12 protein-coding genes are annotated in these 17,762 nt (G+C 73.7%); 6 read left to right on the top strand and 6 right to left on the bottom strand.

Annotated features, from left to right (window positions below):
* Positions 1-47 precede the first annotated feature (47 nt).
* The 4 genes from ACLIN4_RS05920 (at position 48) to ACLIN4_RS05905 (ending at position 8,171) form a co-directional block, all read left to right on the top strand.
* Complete coding sequence (locus tag ACLIN4_RS05920; protein WP_107476414.1) at positions 48-743, top strand: GntR family transcriptional regulator; 696 nt, start codon at positions 48-50, stop codon at positions 741-743.
* 203 nt (positions 744-946) lie between these two features.
* Positions 947-2,473 carry a hypothetical protein gene (locus ACLIN4_RS05915; RefSeq protein WP_269956635.1) on the top strand — a complete coding sequence of 509 codons (1,527 nt, stop codon included), beginning with the start codon at positions 947-949 and terminating at the stop codon, positions 2,471-2,473.
* Between the two features lie 82 nt (positions 2,474-2,555).
* Positions 2,556-3,437: a hypothetical protein gene (locus tag ACLIN4_RS05910; protein WP_411575557.1), complete on the top strand. Its 882-nt coding sequence runs from the start codon at positions 2,556-2,558 to the stop codon at positions 3,435-3,437.
* 63 nt (positions 3,438-3,500) lie between these two features.
* Positions 3,501-8,171 carry a hypothetical protein gene (locus tag ACLIN4_RS05905; protein WP_411575556.1) on the top strand — a complete coding sequence of 1,557 codons (4,671 nt, stop codon included), beginning with the start codon at positions 3,501-3,503 and terminating at the stop codon, positions 8,169-8,171.
* Positions 8,172-8,176: 5 nt separating this feature from the next.
* On the opposite strand, the gene ACLIN4_RS05900 is transcribed toward ACLIN4_RS05905, so the two are convergent.
* From ACLIN4_RS05900 to ACLIN4_RS05880, 5 genes are all read right to left on the bottom strand, one after another.
* A complete protein-coding gene (locus ACLIN4_RS05900) occupies positions 8,177-9,349 on the bottom strand; it encodes an aromatic ring-hydroxylating oxygenase subunit alpha (RefSeq protein WP_411575555.1) in 1,173 nt (390 codons plus the stop codon).
* Complete coding sequence (gene solA, locus ACLIN4_RS05895) at positions 9,346-10,515, bottom strand: N-methyl-L-tryptophan oxidase (protein WP_411575554.1); 1,170 nt, start codon at positions 10,513-10,515, stop codon at positions 9,346-9,348. Before solA ends, ACLIN4_RS05900 begins: the two co-directional genes overlap by 4 nt.
* 68 nt (positions 10,516-10,583) lie before the next feature.
* Complete coding sequence (locus tag ACLIN4_RS05890; RefSeq protein WP_382085978.1) at positions 10,584-13,037, bottom strand: GcvT family protein; 2,454 nt, start codon at positions 13,035-13,037, stop codon at positions 10,584-10,586.
* Complete coding sequence (locus ACLIN4_RS05885) at positions 13,034-14,119, bottom strand: S-(hydroxymethyl)mycothiol dehydrogenase (RefSeq protein ID WP_107479888.1); 1,086 nt, start codon at positions 14,117-14,119, stop codon at positions 13,034-13,036. The genes ACLIN4_RS05890 and ACLIN4_RS05885 overlap by 4 nt, the downstream gene beginning before the upstream one ends.
* A gap of 137 nt (positions 14,120-14,256) precedes the next feature.
* Entirely contained in the window at positions 14,257-15,000 is a 744-nt protein-coding gene (locus tag ACLIN4_RS05880) for an IclR family transcriptional regulator (RefSeq protein WP_107479892.1), read from the bottom strand.
* A 283-nt stretch (positions 15,001-15,283) separates the two neighbouring features.
* Here ACLIN4_RS05880 and ACLIN4_RS05875 point away from each other — a divergent pair, with 283 nt between their 5' ends.
* Complete coding sequence (locus ACLIN4_RS05875; protein WP_107479889.1) at positions 15,284-15,607, top strand: bifunctional 3-phenylpropionate/cinnamic acid dioxygenase ferredoxin subunit; 324 nt, start codon at positions 15,284-15,286, stop codon at positions 15,605-15,607.
* Positions 15,604-16,806, top strand: a complete 1,203-nt coding sequence (locus ACLIN4_RS05870) for an NAD(P)/FAD-dependent oxidoreductase (RefSeq protein ID WP_107479890.1) — start codon at positions 15,604-15,606, stop codon at positions 16,804-16,806. Before ACLIN4_RS05875 ends, ACLIN4_RS05870 begins: the two co-directional genes overlap by 4 nt.
* 28 nt (positions 16,807-16,834) lie before the next feature.
* Here ACLIN4_RS05870 and ACLIN4_RS05865 read toward each other — a convergent pair whose 3' ends face one another.
* Positions 16,835-17,404, bottom strand: coding sequence for a hypothetical protein (locus ACLIN4_RS05865; RefSeq protein WP_107479891.1), 570 nt, complete (start codon positions 17,402-17,404; stop codon positions 16,835-16,837).
* Positions 17,405-17,762 lie beyond the last annotated feature (358 nt).

Raw genomic sequence — 17,762 nt, 5'->3', positions numbered from 1 at the left:
CAATACCCCTGTTGTTTCGTTCTCGTATCCGCGATTGAATTCCGGGCATGGCAGAGCAGTTGACGGGGCTGGCGGACGACCGTGCCCTCCTCGGGCGGACCAGCACCGCGGAGCGGGTCTCGGACATCCTCAGGAGCCGGATCGCCGAAGGCTACTTCCCGCCCGGGACCCGGCTGTCGGAGGACAGCATCGGCGGTGCGCTCGGGGTCTCGCGCAACACCCTGCGCGAGTCGTTCCGGCTGCTCACGCACGAACGCCTGCTCGTCCACGAGCTGAACCGGGGCGTCTTCGTCCGGGTCCTGACCGTCGAGGACGTCGAGGACATCTACCGCACCCGCACCCTCGTCGAGTGCGCCGTCGTCCGCGGGCTGGGAGAACCGCCCTACACCCTGGACGGTCTCGCCGAGGCGGTGGAGGAGGGGCGGCGGTCGGCCCGCGAAGGTGACTGGAAAGGTGTGGGTACGGCCAACATCCACTTCCACCGGGAACTGGTCGCCCTCGCCGGCAGCGAGCGCACCGACGAGCTGATGCGCAGCGTCTTCGCCGAACTGCGCCTCGCCTTCCACGTGGTGGACGACCCGCGGCGCCTGCACGAGCCCTACATCGCGCGCAACGCGGAGATCCTCGACACCCTGCGGACCGGCGAGCGCGAGACGGCGGCGCGTCTGCTCGCCGTCTACCTAGAGGACTCTTTGAACCGGGTCGTGGAGGTCTATCTGCGGCGGGTCGGGGACGAGGCCTAGCTTCTCCTGGGGTCCGTCGTCCGTCGGGCGGGGCTCCTGTCCGTCGGGCGGGGCCCGCTGTCCGTCGGGGGCGCGGGGCTCGCCGACCGTCTGCGTGCGGGGCCCGCCGTCCGTCGGGCCCGGGCCGTCCGCGACGCCTGTCGCGTCGGGGGCCATCTGCGTCGTTTGGGTCGTTGTCAGACCGAGGACCTAGTCTGTGCACCGTGACTTCGCCAGCATCGACGGACAGTGTTCCGCCCCAGCTCAGCGCGGGGCCGCGCCCTGCCCCGGGCCCGGCCGCCGACGAGGGACTGGCGCGGCGGCTGCGCGCGCTCGCCTGCACGGCGCCGCTGCACGACCTCGACGCGCGCAAGGCCAACCTCGCGGGTGAGTACTCGGTGTACGGCATGGCGGAGGTCGCCCTCGCCGCCATCGACCTCGTGACGCTCAACATGGACTTCGACACCGGCGCCGACCACGACCAGATCGTCGCCCGGCTCATCCCGCGCGTCGCCGCACAGGCCCCGGCGCGGCCCGCCACCGAGCACGAGCGCGTGGCCCGATGGGTCCTGGAGAACCTGATCAACGTCGGCAGCGTCGACCGCGGCTTCCGCGCGGTGTACGGCACTTTCGACCCGGACGGCACCTATGTGCGCCGCGACTACGACTTCAAGCTGCTGGAGGAGGTCCCCGGCCCCGGCGGCACCGTCTACCTGCGCACCACCGACGAGGCGGTCAACGTCCTCGTCGGCGCCCTGGACACCGACGTCACCAGTGCCCAGATCGCCGCCGAGGTCAAGCTGGAGGTGCTGATCAGCCGCGGCCGGCTCGCCGACGCCCAGCTCGCCGCCGAACAGGCCCGGTACCGGACCGTGCAGTACTCGGAGACCCTCCGCAAGGCCCTGGACGCCACCCGGCGCAACGTCCGCGCGGTGGACTGGCTGAGCGCCGTCCCCGACATGATCGCCGAGGCCCTGGAGCACGTCGCCGACCGGTACCGCCACGAGAACGCGATCCTCACCAACATCCGCAAGGCACGGGACGAGTCCGAGGACCCCGAGCACAAGCGCCGCGCCGCCGAGCTCGTCGACATCGTCAAGGACTGCATCCGCCGCCACACCCAGCTCCAGTCCCGCCTCCTGGAGGCCGGCCCGCTCTTCCGCGCCGAGCAGGACCGGCAGGCCTTCGCCACCCCGCTGACAACCTCGGGCCTGGACCTGTACGGCCACCTCGTCGCCCCCGTCCTGCCGCTCCCCCTGGAACAGGCGCTCCGCGCCACCGACGCCTTCTTCGCCCACGGCACCGGCCTGCGCACGCCCGTCTCCGTCCGGGTCGGCGACCTCGTCGACATCCTGCTGACCCCGCCCGTGGAGCGGGAGCACCTCGGCGCGGAGATGCCGGAACCCGACCTGATCGCCACCCCGGACGACAGCCGCTTCAGCGAGGAGCAGCTCGCGACGGCGATGGAACTCCTCGACCTGCCGCACGACGCCCCGCGCCGGCTTTCCGGGCTGCTGGCCGACGCCCGCGCCCAGGACCCCGACCTGCCCTACCTCGTCGCCCTGCTGGCCGTCCACGCGGCGAGCCCGCCGGTCGGCACCGCATACCGGCAGGGCGAGCCGAAACTGCTGTTCGCCGTGGACGACGGCACCGAGCTGGACGATCCCGAGTTCGGCGGCGCCGACCTCATCGTCGGCACGGCACTGCTGGACGCGGCCGGAATGGCCGCCGACCGCACGGAGGCGGCATGAGAACCCGGCGACGGCACCAGTGCCCCGAGCAACACCAGGCCCCTGAGCAACACCAGCACCAGCACAGCGAGGAGAACCGACCGTGACCGAGCACGTCGACCGGAGCGAACCGGAAGCGGGCGCCGCACCGGCCACCGCGGCCGTCACGCCCGCCGACGCCGCCGACGCGGCGCGACTCGTCGCCTTCGGGCTCCAGCCCAAGCTGCTCCCGGCCCGCGACCAGGAGTACGCCGACCTGCTGCGCCGCTACCGCGAGGACCCGCCCTTCGCCCGCCTCGCCGACGCCGTGGCCGCCGGCCTCGGGCTGGTCGTCCTGGAGGTGTCGCCGCGCGCGGGCATGGCCGTCACCGCCGCCGAGGACTCGGTCTTCGCCGTCCGCATGGGCGACTACGCGCGTCGCGCCGCCACCGACTCCGGCGACCGCTTCCTGCACGGCCTCGCCCACCTCGCCGTCGCCGCCATGGCCTACCCGCGCCCCGAGGACCTCGCCGACGACGGCTACATCGGCCGGGTCACGGTCAACGGAGTGGACGCCTTCGTCCGCCAGGCCTGCCGGCGTCTGGAGGAGCGGGCCGCGGAGCAGGGCGAGAACACCGACCCGGCCACCGACGCGCCCGGTCTGGAGGCCGCCTGGCGGATCTGGGCCCGTCGCAGCTCCACCGGCGCCACCAAGGACGCGCGCAGACTCCCCGGCTCCACCACCGGCATCGTCGGCAAGGCCGCCGCCTTCCTCACCGAGTCCGGCTTCCTCCAGCGCACCGGCGACGACAACGGCGGCACGTACCGCACCACGGCCCGCTACCAGCTCCAGGTCCGCGACATGGCGGGCAGCGCCGCCATGACCGAGCTGCTGGACCTGGGCATCGTCCCCGTCACCGACGGCACGGCGACACTGCTGCCCGCCGACGAGACGGACGACCTGGAGCTGGTGGCCGACGCCGGGCTCCCCTTCCACGGCTCCTGACCACCTGCCCGCCGCCGAACGCCGCCCGCCCCCCGACTACCCGAAGACTTACGAGAGTCCGCCATGTACGAGCTGTCCCGGGTCCGCCTCTACTCCATCGGACCCGCCGGTGCGCGCTACGCCGACACCGTGCTTGACCTGCGCGGTGTCGGCGAGCCCGTGCCCGACCCCGCCCCCACCCAGGCGGAGTTCTTCGAGGAGGAGCCCGTCGGCCCGCCGCGCCGGCCCGCGCCCGCCGGCGTGCTGTTCCTGGAGAACGGCGGCGGCAAGTCCGTACTGCTCAAGCTGATCTTCTCGGTGATGCTGCCGGGCCACCGCAACACCCTGGGCGGCGCCAGCTCCGGCGTGCTGCGCAAGTTCCTGCTCGCCGACGACTGCGGACACGTGGCGCTGGAATGGCAGCACGTGCAGACCGGCGAGTGCGTCGTCGTCGGCAAGGTCAGCGAGTGGCGCGGGCGCCAGGTCTCCAACGACCCGCGGAAGTTCGCCGAGGCCTGGTACTCCTTCCGTCCCGGCCCCGGACTGACCCTGGACAACCTGCCCGTCGCCGAGGCCACCGCCGTCCGCCCGCCCGTCGAGGGCGTCTCCGGGGCCCAGGGCAGGCGGCGCACCATGAAGGGCTTCCGGGACGCCATCACCGAGGCCGGGAAGGCCTACCCGCACCTGGAGGTGCACTGGGAGGAGATCCACGACCGCTGGATCGAGCACCTCGGCGACCTCGGCCTCGACCCCGAACTCTTCCGCTACCAGCGCGAGATGAACGCCGACGAGGGCGAGGCGGCCGGCCTCTTCGCGGTCAAGAAGGACTCCGACTTCACCGACCTCCTCCTGCGCGCCGTCACCGACACCCGCGACACCGACGGACTCGCCGACCTGGTGGGCGGCTTCGGCAACAAGCTCGGCCGCCGCGCCGAACTCATCGCCGAACGCGACTTCACCGCCGGCTCCGTCGACCTCCTCGGCCGCATCGTCGAGGCCACCGACGCCCGCGCCCGCGCCCGCGACATCCACACCGCCGCCGAACGCCGGACCAGGACCCTGGCGCGCCGGCTCTCCGCGCGCGGCGCCCAGGAGCGGGTCCGGGCGGGCGACCTCGCCCAGCGGGTCACCGCCGCCGCCTACGCCGTCACCCACGCCGAGTCCGCCCGGGACCGCAGCGCCCTCATCGCCGCCGAACTCGCCTACCGGCACGCCTCACTGGCCCTGACCGCAGCCGAGAAGTCCGCCGCCGCGCAGAAGCGCGAACTCGCCGACGCCCGCACCCTGCACTCCGCCTGGCAGGCCGCCGAGGCCGTCCTGCGCCACCGCGCCGCCGCCGACCGCGTCGCCCGCGTCTCCGCCGCCATCCAGGAGGCCGAGCGGGACGCGGCCCCCGCGCTCGCCGCCCGCGCCGAGGCGGCCGTCGACCTCGTCCGCGCCCTGCACGCCGCGGCCGGCAAGGCCGAGCACCACGCCAACGAGGAGGAGGAGCGCTCCGCCGCCCTCCAAGAGGTCAGCGACGCCGCCCACCGGGACTCCACCGCCGCCGCCACCGAGGCCCAGCGCGCCCGCAGCGAGGCCGGACACCTGCGCCAGCGCCTCACCGAGGTCGAGCAGGAGACCGCCGAGGCGGTCCGCGCCGGCTGGCTCGACGACAGCGCACCCGACGCCGACCCCGCCCGGGCCGCCCTCGCCGCCAGCGACGCCGAGAAGACGACCGTCGAGGCGTGGGACACCGCCCGGGAGACGGCACGCAGGGCCACGGAGCACGCGCGCGAGGCCGCCGCCGCCGAGAGCCGCGCCGAACTGACGGCCGCCCGCGCCGCGGACGCGGCCACCGCGGCCCGGCGCGCCCACGAGGCCGAACTCCGCACCGCCGAGGCACTGGCGGCCGAGGAACGGCTCGCCGAACTGCTCGGCCTGGCCACCGGATCCCGCCCCGGCATCCCGCAGCCCCGCCAGGACACGGACGCCGGCGACCCGTCCGCCGCGCACCGGGCGGGCGACGGCGCGCTGACCGCCGAAGAGCTCGACCGCTTCGCCGATGAACTGCGCGAACTGCTCGACGACACCGTCTCCTCCGCCGAACGCCAGCTGTTCGACCTCCGCACCGCGGCGGCCGACGACTCCCGCATCCTCGGCGCGCTCGGCGACGGCGGGCTGCTGCCGCCCGGCCCGGACGTGCTGGCCACCGTCGAGTTCCTCGGCGAGCACGGCATTCCGGCCCTGCCCGGCTGGCGCTACCTCGCCCAGGCCGTCGACCCCGCCGACCACGCCCGCGTCCTGGCCGCCCGGCCCGAGCTGGTCGACGGCGTGATCATCACCGACCCCGACTCGCACACCCGCGCCCGCGACGTCCTCGGCGACGCCGCGCTGCTGCCGCGCTCCGCGGTCGCCGTCGGCACGGCCGCCGCCCTGCTCGCGCCCACCCCGGCCCCCGACTCCGGCTCCGGGGACGTCTTCCTCGTACCGCCGAACCCCGCCATGCACGACGAGCACGCCGCCGACGAGGAGCGGCACGCGCTGCGCGCCCGGGCGGCGGAGCGGGACGAGGAGATCCGCACCCTCGCCGCCCGGCTCGGCAAGGACCGGGAACTGGCGGCCCGGCTCGCCTCCTGGCGCACCGGCTGCCCCGCCGGCCGCCTCGCCGAACTGGCCCGGACCGCCGAGGAGGCGCAGGCCTTCGCCGAGGAGACCGAGGCCGAGCTGACCGAGGCGCGCACCGCGCGGGCCGAGGCCGAGGAGAGCGCTGCCGAGGCCGTACGGGTGCGGGACGAGCGGCAGGAGGCCGCGCAGAAGGCCCGCCGCGCCGCCGACGCGCTCGCCGGGCTCGCCTTCCGGCTGCGCGAACGCGCCGGCTGGCAGGCCAGGCTCCGCGAGCTGGCCGACGAGGGCGCCGAGGCCGAGGCCCGCGCCCAGGCCTGCCTGGAGCGCGCCCGCGCCGCCGACGAGGACCGCCGCGCCGCCCAGCGGGCCGCCGACGACGCCCGTCGCACCGCCCGCGCGCTGCGCGCCGAGCGCTCCGAGATCGCCGGCGCCCCCGACGACGTACCGGAAGAGGCACCCGGGGACGGCACGGACGCGCCGAAGGCGAAGGCGTCCCTGCCGGACCTCCGCGAGGCCTACCGGGCCGCGTCCCAGGTGTACGAGAAGGTCGGCGTCGGCGCCGACCTGCGGGCCGAGCAGGCCCGCGCGGAGAGCGACGAGAGCGCCGCCCGCGCCGAACTGGACCGGCTCAGCAACAAGGTCCGCACCCGGGCCGCCCAGCTGCTGGAGTCCCCCGACGGCTCCGACGGACCCTCCCGGCAGGCCGCCGCCGCCCGCGCGGAGGAACTGGTCCAGCTCCTGGAGACCCGCATGTCCACCGCGAGCGAGCAGCTCGGCCGGCTGCGTGGCGAGGCCGAACGCCACGCGCCCGAGGACGGCGACGCCCACACCGAACTCCCCGAAGAGCTCGTCCCGAGCGACGCCGAACACGCCCAGACGCTCCTGCGCACCGCGACCGCCGAACTCTCCGCCCACACCGAGGCGCTGGCCCAGGCGCGCGAGGCCCACGCCGCACTGCTGGACGCCCATCGCGCCGCCGAGGACGCGGCCGGCGGCTTCGACGAGATCGCCGCCATGCTCCGCGACCTGCTGCGCGAGCACGCGTCCGAGGAAGAGCAGGAGGAGCCCGAGCCCTACCCGGACGCCTTGGAGGACGCCCGCCGGTCCGCCGCCGAGGCCCGCCGCTCGCTGCGCGGCTGCGCCGCCGACCTCTCCGCAGCCGAGGCCGCCGTGCGCGAGGCGAGCGACGTCCTCGTCCGGCACGCCAACTCCACCCGCTACGAGCAGGTCCGCACCCCCGCCCGCCAGCAGATCCGCGAACTGCCCGCCTCCGCGCTGCCCGAGCACGCCGCCAAGTGGGCCGAGGCCTTCGCGCCCCGGCTCCGCGTCCTCACCGACGAACTGGCCCAGCTGGAGCGCAACCGCGACTCGATCGTGGACCGGCTGCGCGGCCTGGTCGAGTCGGCCCTCGCCACCCTCCGGTCCGCCCAGCGACTGTCCCGGCTGCCGGAAGGGCTCGGCGAGTGGTCCGGGCAGGAGTTCCTGCGCATCCGCTTCGAGGAACCCGACCAGGCCACCCTCACCGAGCGCCTGGGCGAGGTCGTCGACGAGGCCACCCGCGCGGCCGTCAAGAAGAACTCCGACCTGCGCCGCGACGGTATGTCCCTGCTGCTGCGCGGCGTCGCCGCCGCCCTGCAGCCCAAGGGCGTCGCCGTCGAGATCCTCAAGCCGGACGCCGTACTGCGCGCCGAGCGCGTCCCCGTCGGCCAGATGGGGGACGTCTTCTCCGGCGGCCAGCTGCTCACCGCGGCCATCGCCCTGTACTGCACGATGGCCGCGCTCCGCAGCAACGACCGGGGCCGCGACCGGCACCGGCACGCCGGCACCCTCTTCCTCGACAACCCCATCGGCCGCGCCAACGCCACCTACCTGCTGGAGCTCCAGCGGGCCGTCTCCGACGCGCTCGGCGTGCAGCTGCTCTACACCACGGGTCTGTTCGACACGACCGCGCTGGCCGAGTTCCCGCTGGTCATCCGGTTGCGCAACGACGCCGACCTCAGGGCCGGACTGAAGTACATCAGCGTGGAGGAACACCTGAGGCCGGGACTGCCCCAGCCGACCCCGGCCGGTGACGGCGAGGGCGAGACGGTGCACAGCGAGATCACGGCCACGCGGATGTTCAAGCGCCCCGCGCAGTCACCGGCCTGAGCCGCCTAAGGACAGGTGCCGGGGCGGTCCGGGCCCTCGGTGACGCCGAGCCGTCCCAGCAGCCACTCGTGGAACAACCCGATGTGGTGCTCGGTCGGCACCAGCACGCCGCCCGCGCGGTAGGCCCGGGACGACATGGCCGGCTGGGTCCGCTCGCAGGCCGCGAAGTCCTGCGTGTTGACCCGGTGGAACAGTTCCACCGACCGCGACAGGTCCGCCCCCGACGCCACGACGTCCGGTGCGTACAGCCAGTCGCACTCGACGACCGTGCGGTCCTCGGCGAGCGGGAACATGCGGTGCAGGATCACGTGGTCCGGTACGAGGTTGACGAAGACCGTCGGCCGGACGGTGACGGCGTAGTAGCGGCGGTCCTGGTCCTCGGACACCTCGGGCAGCCGGCCGAAGCCCTCGCCGCCGTCGACGGTGAAGCCCCGCACCTCCTCGCCGAACTCGGCACCGTGGCCCACGTAGTACTGGGCCGCGTAGCCGTCGGCGAACTCGGGCAGCACCTCGGTGAGTTCCGGATGGATGGTCGCGCAGTGGTAGCACTCCATGAAGTTCTCGACGATCAGCTTCCAGTTGGCCCGCACGTCGTAGGTCACGCGCCGGCCCAGCGCCAGCCGTTCCGTGCCGTACCGCTCGATCGCGGCGGGATCGCCGAGCCGTTCGACGACCGCGCCCCGCACCGTCTCCTCGAAGGAGGGCGGTTCGTCGGACAGGCACACCCAGGCGTAGCCGAGCCATTCGCGCAGGGCGACCTCGATGAGGCCGTACGCGGAGCGGTCGACGTCGGGCATCTTCGTCAGGTTCGGCGCGGCGACCAGCCGGCCGTCCAGGTCGTACGTCCACGCGTGGTACGGGCACTGGAGGTTGCGGCGCACCTCGCCGGACTCCTCCTGGCACAGCCGGGCGCCACGGTGGCGGCAGACGTTGAGGAAGGCGCGCAGTCCGCCCGCGCGGTTGCGGACGACGACGACGCTCTCGCGGCCGACCCGCACGGTGCGGAAGGAACCGGGCCGCTCCAGGTCGGCGCCGCGCACGGCGCAGAACCACATCGACTCGAAGACGTGCCGCTGTTCCTGGCGGAAGATCTCCGGATCGGTGTAGTAGTGGCCCGGCAGGGTCGCGATGAGGCTGGGGGAGCCGGTGGAGGCGGGGGGCAGGGGAGTCGTCGTCACGTGCGTGCTCCTGAGGCGATCGCGGTGGCGAGGCGAGCGGGGTCGAAGAGGCCGATGGGGTGCGCGGTGGTGCCGGTCAGCGCCAGGTCGGCCAGGATCTCGCCGACGACGGGCACGAACTTGAAACCGTGCCCGGAGAAGCCGCAGGCCACGGTCACCGAACCGGGGTGTGCCGGATGGCGGGCGATGACGAAGTGCTCGTCGGCGGTGGTGGTGTACATGCAGGTCGCGGCCTTGAGGAAGGTGCCGGGCAGGTCCGGGATGCGAGCGGCCATGTGGTCCGCCATCGCCTCGACCTCGTGGTCGTGCACGGTGCGGTCGATGGTCTCCGGGGTGGTGGCCGACCCCTTGCGGAAGAAGGCGACCTTGGCGCCGTGGCTCGGTCCGTCGATGGCCGGGAAGCCGTAGACCTGGACGCCGGCCACGTCCTCCCAGACGTAGATCGGATGCTGGTCGGGGAGGAAGGGGCGGACGCCGCCCTTCGGCTGGAACCAGTACATGACCTGGCGTTCGACCGTGAACGGCACCTCCAGGTCGGTCAGCAGCCGGGGTGCCCAGGCGCCCGGGCAGATCACCAACTGCGAGGCGGTGTAGGTGTTCTCGGCGGTGTGCACCCGAACGCCGTCCCGGTACGGCTCCCAGCGCGTCATCGGTTCGTCGAAGTGCAGGTCGGCGCCCTGCCGGGTGGCGAGCTGGAGATGGGCGGCGACCGTGTTCTCCGGGCGCAGCAGGCCCGCCTTGGCCTCGTACAGGGCGACCTCGTCGTCCGCCGGGGTGAGGGTGGGGAAGCGGCGGCGGATCTCGCGGGCGTCCAGCATCTCGTGCGGCAGGTCCCACTCGCGGGCCGAGCGCAGCGAGCCGGAGACGGTCCACGAGTCGGGCCGGCCGACCATCACGCCGCCGCACAGCAGGGCGATGTCCCGGCCGGTGTCCCGCTCCAGCTCCTCGTACAGTTCGTAGGCGCGCAGGAGCAGCGGCACGTACGCCGGGTCCTCGAAGTACGACTGCCGGGTGATGCGGGAACCGCCGTGGCTGGAGCCGCGGTTGTGCACCGGGCCGAACTTCTCCAGGCCGAGCACGCGCACGCCCCGCGCGGACAGGTGGTGCGCGGCGGCGCTGCCCATGCCGCCGAGGCCGATGACGATCACGTCGTAGGTGGGGGACAACAGAGGGCCTCCTAGCGTTCCGGGTGTCCGGGTGTCCGGGTGTCGAGGTGTCCTGGCGGGCCGGCGGGCTAGCGGCGGATCCGGGTCATCTTCGGGTCGAACAGCGGCTCGTCGGCGACCGTGGCGGGCACCTTCTCGCCGAAGTACTCGATGTGCACGCCGGTGCCGGTGGCCAGAGAGGCGGGCAGCCAGGCGTAGGCGACGCAGCGGCCGAGGGTGTAGCCGTACGAGGCGCTGGTCACGTAGCCGACGGGGGCACCGTCCACGTGTACGGGCTCCTTGCCGAGGACCAGGGCCGCCGGGTCGTCGAGCAGGAGGGGCGTGAGGCGCCGGGCCGGCTCGCCCGCCCGCTCCAGCGCCGCCTTGCCGACGAAGTCCGCCTTGTCGCGGCGGACCGCGAAGCCGACACCCGCCTCGTACGGATCGTGCTCGTCGGTCATGTCGGTGCCCCAGGCCCGGTACCCCTTCTCCAGGCGCAGGGAGTTGAAGGCGGAACGCCCCGCCGCGATCACCCCGAGCTCCCGGCCGGCCTCCCACAGCGTGTCCCAGAGCCTGAGCCCGAGGTCTGCGGTGGTGTACAGCTCCCAGCCCAGCTCGCCGACGTAGCTCAGGCGCAGGGCCGTGACCGGGACGTGGCCGATGTACGTCTCCTTGGCGCGGAAGTAGCCGAACCCCTGGTGCGAGAAGTCGTCCGGGGTGAGCGGCTGGACGAGGTCGCGGGCGAGCGGGCCCCAGACGCCGATGCAGCAGGTGCCGGAGGTGATGTCCCTGATGCGGACGTCGGCGGGCGCGTGCCGGAGCAGGTGGTCGAGGTCGGCGGGGGAGTTGGCGCCGATCTGGAAGCGGTCGGGGGCGAGTCGGGCGACGGTGAGGTCGGAGCGGATGCCTCCGGTCTCGTCGAGGAGGAGCGTGTAGGTGACCGCTCCCGGCTTCCTGCGGAGGTTGTTGGTGGTCATGCGGTCGAGGAAGTCGAGGGCCGAGGGGCCGGTGACCTCCAGGCGGCGCAGGGGGGTCATGTCGTACAGGGCGACCTTCTGGCGGGTGGTCAGCGCCTCGGCCGCCGCGACGGGGGACCAGTGCCGGGCCGACCAGTCGTCGCGGGCGGGGAGCCGCAGTCCCTCGGCCAGGCAGGCGTTGGCCTCGTACCAGTGCGGGCGTTCCCAACCGCCGCCCTCCAGGAAGTACGCGCCCAGTTGCTGCTGCCGGGCGTGGAAGGGGCTGACCCTCAGCGGCCGTGGCCGGTCCATCGGCTGGAGCGGGTGGACGACGTCGTACACCTCGACGAACTGCTGTGAACCGCGTTCACGGATGTACGCCGGTGAACGCTGCGCCTCCTCGAAACGCGTGAGGTCGCACTCGTGCACGTCGATCGCCGGCCGCCCGTTCACCATCCACTCGGCTACGGCCTTGGCGACTCCGGCCGAGTGGGTCACCCAGACGGCCTCCGCCAGCCAGAAGCCCCGCAGCGTACGGGACTCGCCGAGGACGGGCATGCCGTCCGGGGTGAAGGAGAAGACACCGTTGAAGCCGGACTCGATCCCGGCCCCGCGCAGGGCGGGCATCAGCCTGCGGCAGTCCTCCCAGCTCGGCGCCCAGTCGTCCGGGGTGAAGGGGTACGACGAGGGCATGTCCATGCTCCGGGCCCGGGCCTCGTCGTAGGCGGGGACGGCGAACGGGTCGACGGGCAGCGGTCGGTGGGCGTAGGAGCCGATGCCGAGCCGGTCGAGGTGCTCACGGAAGTACAGGTCGCGGTCCTGGAAGCGGAGGATCGGCTTCGAAGCCTCCGCCGTGGCGCCGCTCAGCTCGGGCAGCGGACCCGTCCTCGCGTACTGGTGGGCGAGCGGTTGCAGGGGGACGTCGACCCCGGCCATGCGGCCGATGACCGGCCCCCAGAAACCGGCCGCGGAGACGACGTGGTCGGCGGGGAAGGTGCCCCGGTCGGTGACGACCGCGGTGACCCTGCCGTCCTGCCGCTCGATGCCGGTGACCGTGTGCCGGTCCAGGAAGCGGGCGCCCCGTGCGGTGGCGCGGTCCAGCTGGGCGCGGCACGCGTGCAGGGCGCGGGCCAGACCGTCCCCGGGGGTGTGGAAGCCGCCGAGGATCGTCGACTCGTCGAGGAGCGGCCAGAGTTCCTTGCAGCGGGCGGGTCCGACGACCTCACCGGTCACACCCCAGGCGGCGGCGTGACCGGCCCGGCGGTGCAGGTCGGCGAGGCGCTGCGGGGTGGTGGCCAGTTCCAGGCCGCCGACCTGCTGGAAGCACGGCACGCCGTCCGCTTCGAGGGTGGTGAACTTCTCGACGGTGTACTGGGCGAACGCGGTGAGGGTCTTGGACGGGCTGGTCCGGAACACCAGGCCGGGGGCGTGGGAGGTGGAGCCGCCGGGGGCGGGGAGCGGCCCCTGTTCGAGCACGGTGACGTCGGTCCAGCCGCGGGCGGTCAGTTCGTCGGCGAGGGAGCAGCCGACGATGCCGGCGCCGATGACCACCACGCGGGGAGCGGGCCGGGCGGCGCGGGTGCTCACAGGACCACCACCGAGCGCAGTACCTCGCCGCGGTGCATCTTGGCGAACGCCTCCTCCACCCGCTCCAGCGAGGTGGTCTCCGAGACGAAGGCGCCGAGGTCCAGCTGCCCGTGCAGGTACTGGTCGACGAGGAACGGGAAGTCGCGGCTCGGCAGACAGTCGCCGTACCAGGACGACTTGACGGCGCCGCCGCGGGAGAACACGTCGATGAGCGGGAGTTCGACCGTCGCGTCCGGGGTGGGCACGCCGACCTGGACCAGTACGCCCGCGTGGTCGCGCATGTAGAAGGCCTGGCGGAACGTCTCCGGGTGACCCACCGCGTCGATCGCGAGGTCCACGCCGTGGCCGTCGGTGAGAGCGCGGACCGCCTCGACGGGGTCGGTGCCGCGGGAGTTGACGGTGTGTGTGGCGCCGAACCGTTCGGCCCGGTCCAGTTTCCCGCCGTCGACGTCGATGGCGATGATCTTCATGGCGCCGTTCAGGGCGGCCCCGGCGATCGCCGCGTCGCCGACGCCGCCGCAGCCGATGACGGCGACCGAGTCGCCGCGGCCGACCTTGCCGGTGTTGACGGCGGCCCCGTAACCCGCCATCACGCCGCAGCCGATCAGGCCCGCCGCCTCGGGCCGGGCGGCCGGGTCGACCTTCACGGCCTGGCCCGCCGCGACCAGCGTCTTCTCGGCGAAGGCCCCGATGCCGAGGGCCGCGGTCAGCGGGGTGCCGTCGAGCAGCGTCATGGGCCGGGCGGCGTTGCGGGAGTCGAAGCAGTACCAGGGGCGGCCACGGCGGCAGGAGCGGCATGCGCCGCAGGGGGCGCGCCAGGCCAGGACCACGTAGTCGCCCGGCCGCAGGCCGGTGACGCCCTCCCCGACCGCCTCGATCGTGCCGGCCGCCTCATGGCCCAGCAGGAACGGGAAGTCGTCCGTGATCGCGCCCTCCCGGTAGTGCAGGTCGGTGTGGCAGACCCCGCAGGCCTGTACGGCGACGAGGACCTCGCCGGGCCCCGGGTCCGGGACGACGATCGTCTGCACCTCGACCGGTGCGCCCTTCTTGGCAGCGACTACGGCACGGACCTCGTGTGTCACGACAAGCTCCTCTGCTGTTGCGCAGTGCACGATGGGTTGCGCTATGAGGAACATAGTGGGAAGGGCGGAGAGCGGCCGTCAAGGGGTTCGGGCCAACCCCTCGCCGGACGTGCCGCGCCACACGGGCGTGTGCCGGGTCAGCTGCCGTACCCCATGCGGCGGGACAGCTCTACCCCCGCCGCCAGGGCGCGCTCGGCCAGCTCCGGCAGCCGCTGTGGCGTCAGCCGGTACACCGGGCCCGAGACGCTGATCGAGGCGATCACCTTGCCGTCGTGGGAGCGCACGGGCGCCGCCACCGCGGCCAGCCCGATCTCCAGTTCCTCCTGCGTGATGGCGTAGCCCTGCTCCGCCACGGTCGCCAGCTCGCCGCGCAGCACCGCCGCGCCGGTGACGGTGTGCTCGGTGAACCGGTGCAGGGGGCGGGCCAGCAGGCCCTCGCGCAGGGTGGTCGGCAGATGGGCCAGGAGCACCTTGCCGCTGGCGGTGGCGTGCAGCGGGGTGCGCCGGCCGAGCCAGTTCTGCGCTGTCACCGAAGCGGTGCCTCGGGCCTGCATGATGTTGACCGCCGCGTCGTCGTCCAGCACCGCGATGTTCGACGTCTCGCCCAGTTCGTCGGCGAGTTCGCGGCAGACGGGCACGCCCTCCTGCGAGATGTCCAGCCGCACCGCCGCCGCCCCCGCGAGGCGCAGCACGCCCGCCCCCAGGTAGTACTTGCCGCGCTCCTTCTCCTGGGCGACCAGGCCGCGGTTCTCCAGGACGCCGAGCAGCCGGAACGCGGTGGACTTGTGCACCTCCAGTTCGTCGGCGATCTCGGTGACGCCCGCCTCGCCGAGGCGGGCGAGGATCTCCAGCACGCTCACGGCACGGTCCACCGACTGCACGCCGCCGGCCGCGCCTCTGCCGGCCTGCTTGTTCTCCACGTGATCCTCATCTTGGTCGGGCTGATTCTTTGTGCGGGGCATGGCTCGACTCCCACCACCCGGCGGACCCTTTCGGGCCGCGTCTGCGGGAAGCCCTTGACGTCACGGGCGCCCGCCCGGATTCTGTTGCGCATAGCGCTCTCCAGTGCGCCATGTGAAACATCATGTTACCGAAGCGTCCGGATCGCGGAAGGGTACGCGCGCCGTCCCCTTCCCACCGCGGTCCGTACTGAGAGGGGAGCCCATGATTCCCGTCTGCCGTCTCGAAGACCTCCCCAAGGGCGAGTCCGTCCGTGTCGCCACCACTCCGCCGATCGCCGTCTTCCACACCGACGACGGCGACCTCTACGCCATGGACGACACGTGCAGCCACCAGGACGCCTCCCTCTCCGAGGGCTGGCTGGAGGGCTGCCTGATCGAGTGCCCGCTGCACGCCGCCTCGTTCGACCTGCGCACGGGCATGCCGACCTGCCTCCCGGCCCGCAGGCCCGTGCGCACCCACCGCGTCACCGTCGAGGGCGGCGTGATCCACATCGGTGTCGCCGCGGAGGAGGGCAGCGCCGCATGAGGACCGTCGCCGTCGTCGGCGCCTCCCTGTCCGGTCTTTACGCCGCCCGGGAACTGCGGGCCCAGGGCTTCGACGGCCGCCTGGTGATCGTCGGCGACGAGCCCCATCGCCCCTACGACCGCCCTCCGCTCTCCAAGGACTTCCTCACCGGCCGGGCCGACGAGGACCAGTTGGCACTCACCGACGCCGAGGAGACGGCCGGCCTGGACGCGGAGTGGCTGCTCGGCGTGCGCGCCCGCGGCCTCGACGCCCGCGGCCGTACGGTGCTGCTCGACGACGGCCGCACCGTGCCCGCCGACGGTGTCGTCGTCGCCACCGGAGCGTCGGCCCGGCGCCTCACCGGCCCCGACCTCGTCGGCGTCCACACCCTGCGGACCCTGGACGACGCCCGCGCGCTGCGCGCGGAGCTCACCCGCGGCCCCCGCCGGGTCGTCGTCGTCGGAGGCGGCTTCATCGGCGCGGAGACCGCTTCCTCGTGCGCCGCCCTCGGCCACGCCGTCACCGTGGTCGAGGCCGCCCCCTTGCCACTCGTCCCCCAACTCGGCCCCGAAATGGCCGCCGTGTGCGCCGGGCTGCACCGGCGCGGCGGCACGGAACTGGTGACCGGCGCGTCCGTGGCCGCGCTGCACGGCACGGTCGCCGTCACCGCCGTGGAACTCTCCGACGGCCGCACCCTGCCGGCGGACGTGGTGGTCGTCGGCATCGGCGCCGCGCCCAACACAGCCTGGCTGGCCGGTTCGCCACTGGTGCTGAACGACGGGGTCGTGTGCGACGACGGTTGCGTGACGTGCCTCCCTCAGGTGGTCGCCGTCGGTGACGTGGCCCGCGTCGGCGGAGCCCGCGCCGAGCACTGGACCTCCGCGACACAGCAGCCCCGCGCCGCCGTGGCCAACCTGCTCGCCGGGCGCACCGCACGGAGCGCCAGGACGGTGCCGTACTTCTGGTCCGACCAGTACGGCGCCCGCATCCAGTTCGCCGGCCGGCGCCTGGCCGGGGACACCGTCCGCGTCGCCGAGGGCGGGCTCACCGACGGCGCACCGGACGGGGACGGTCTCCTCGCCCGTTACGAACGGGACGGCCGCACGACCGCGGTGCTCGCCGTGGACCGTCCGCGCCCCTTCATGCGCGCCCGGCGCGAACTCGCCCGCGAGGCCGAACTCGCCCGCGAAGCCGAACTCGTACGGCCCGCCACGCCATGAACCGGCCCTGCACAGGGGACCGGCCGGCTCACGGGTGTGACAACTGCCCCGTGCCGCCCTGCCGGCGTATCCGCTCCTGGGCGCGCTCCGCGGACCGAGCCCGCCGCCTCGCCCGCCGTCGCTCACGTCGCACGGCCCGCGCGGTGCTGCTCGGTACCGACACCACACCGTGCCGCTGGTTCCAGACCTGGCGGGTCACCCACACGTCCAGCACGCCCCACGTCGCCACCACCGTCCCCGCCACGCTGCCGATCACCATGGGGAACGCCAGCCATGACCCCGCCATCGTGCACAGGAAGGCCACCATCGCCGATATCAGCGTCACGGCCACGACCAGCACCGCCCGCACGGCCGCCGTACGCACTGGATCCGGCAGCCGACGCCGCCGGGCCGGCTCCTCCGTCCACAACGGCCGGTAGGCCGACTGCTCTTCCCGCTCTTCGGACCGGTCCGCCCGGGCCGGCAGCTCCCGCGCCGACGCGTCAGGCCCGGCCGCCGGAATGTCGCCATCCGGCGCCTCGCGGACCGAGCGGGCCGTCGACCCGGCCGCACCACCGTCCTCGGGCGCCCTGCGCCGCTCCGCCGTGCCCATCGACATGTCACTCCCCACCGCCTGCAGACAGCTCGCCCGTGTCCGAGGACACGGCTCCCCTCTGGCTGCCCGGCTTGCGCTGCTTTACGCCGCCCGGGGGCGGGATGCGGCTCCTGTGGCCGATTCCGCCTCCATTTCCCGTAGTGAAGGACGAACGACGGCTGCTCAAGATTCCCGGAAATCACGGCCGGTCGAAAAAATCCGGCCAACCCACCCGCTCCGCCCGAAGAGGGTTCCTCGCCACCCACCGACAGGGCCCGGGAGGCAATCTCCCGCAATGACCGGACAACTGGCCATCGCCGCAAGCAGGTGCGGAGGCTCGAATTCCGGACGTGTCTTCGAGTTACCTGTGCGGCAGTAGTAG

Source organism: Streptomyces mutabilis (assembly GCF_046628145.1).
GTDB classification, from domain to species: domain Bacteria; phylum Actinomycetota; class Actinomycetes; order Streptomycetales; family Streptomycetaceae; genus Streptomyces; species Streptomyces mutabilis.
The sequence above is the reverse complement of the archived record's forward strand: the minus strand, read 5'-3'. Positions and strand labels throughout refer to the sequence as shown.

Bases quoted from the DNA above. Each gene is read 5' to 3' on its own strand.
- ACLIN4_RS05920 (WP_107476414.1), top strand. From the start codon at position 48: ATGGCAGAGCAGTTGACGGGGCTGGCGGACGACCGTGCCCTCCTCGGG.
- ACLIN4_RS05905 (WP_411575556.1), top strand. From the start codon at position 3,501: ATGTACGAGCTGTCCCGGGTCCGCCTCTACTCCATCGGACCCGCCGGT.
- ACLIN4_RS05875 (WP_107479889.1), top strand. From the start codon at position 15,284: ATGATTCCCGTCTGCCGTCTCGAAGACCTCCCCAAGGGCGAGTCCGTC.
- ACLIN4_RS05870 (WP_107479890.1), top strand. From the start codon at position 15,604: ATGAGGACCGTCGCCGTCGTCGGCGCCTCCCTGTCCGGTCTTTACGCC.
- ACLIN4_RS05865 (WP_107479891.1), bottom strand. From the start codon at position 17,404: ATGTCGATGGGCACGGCGGAGCGGCGCAGGGCGCCCGAGGACGGTGGT.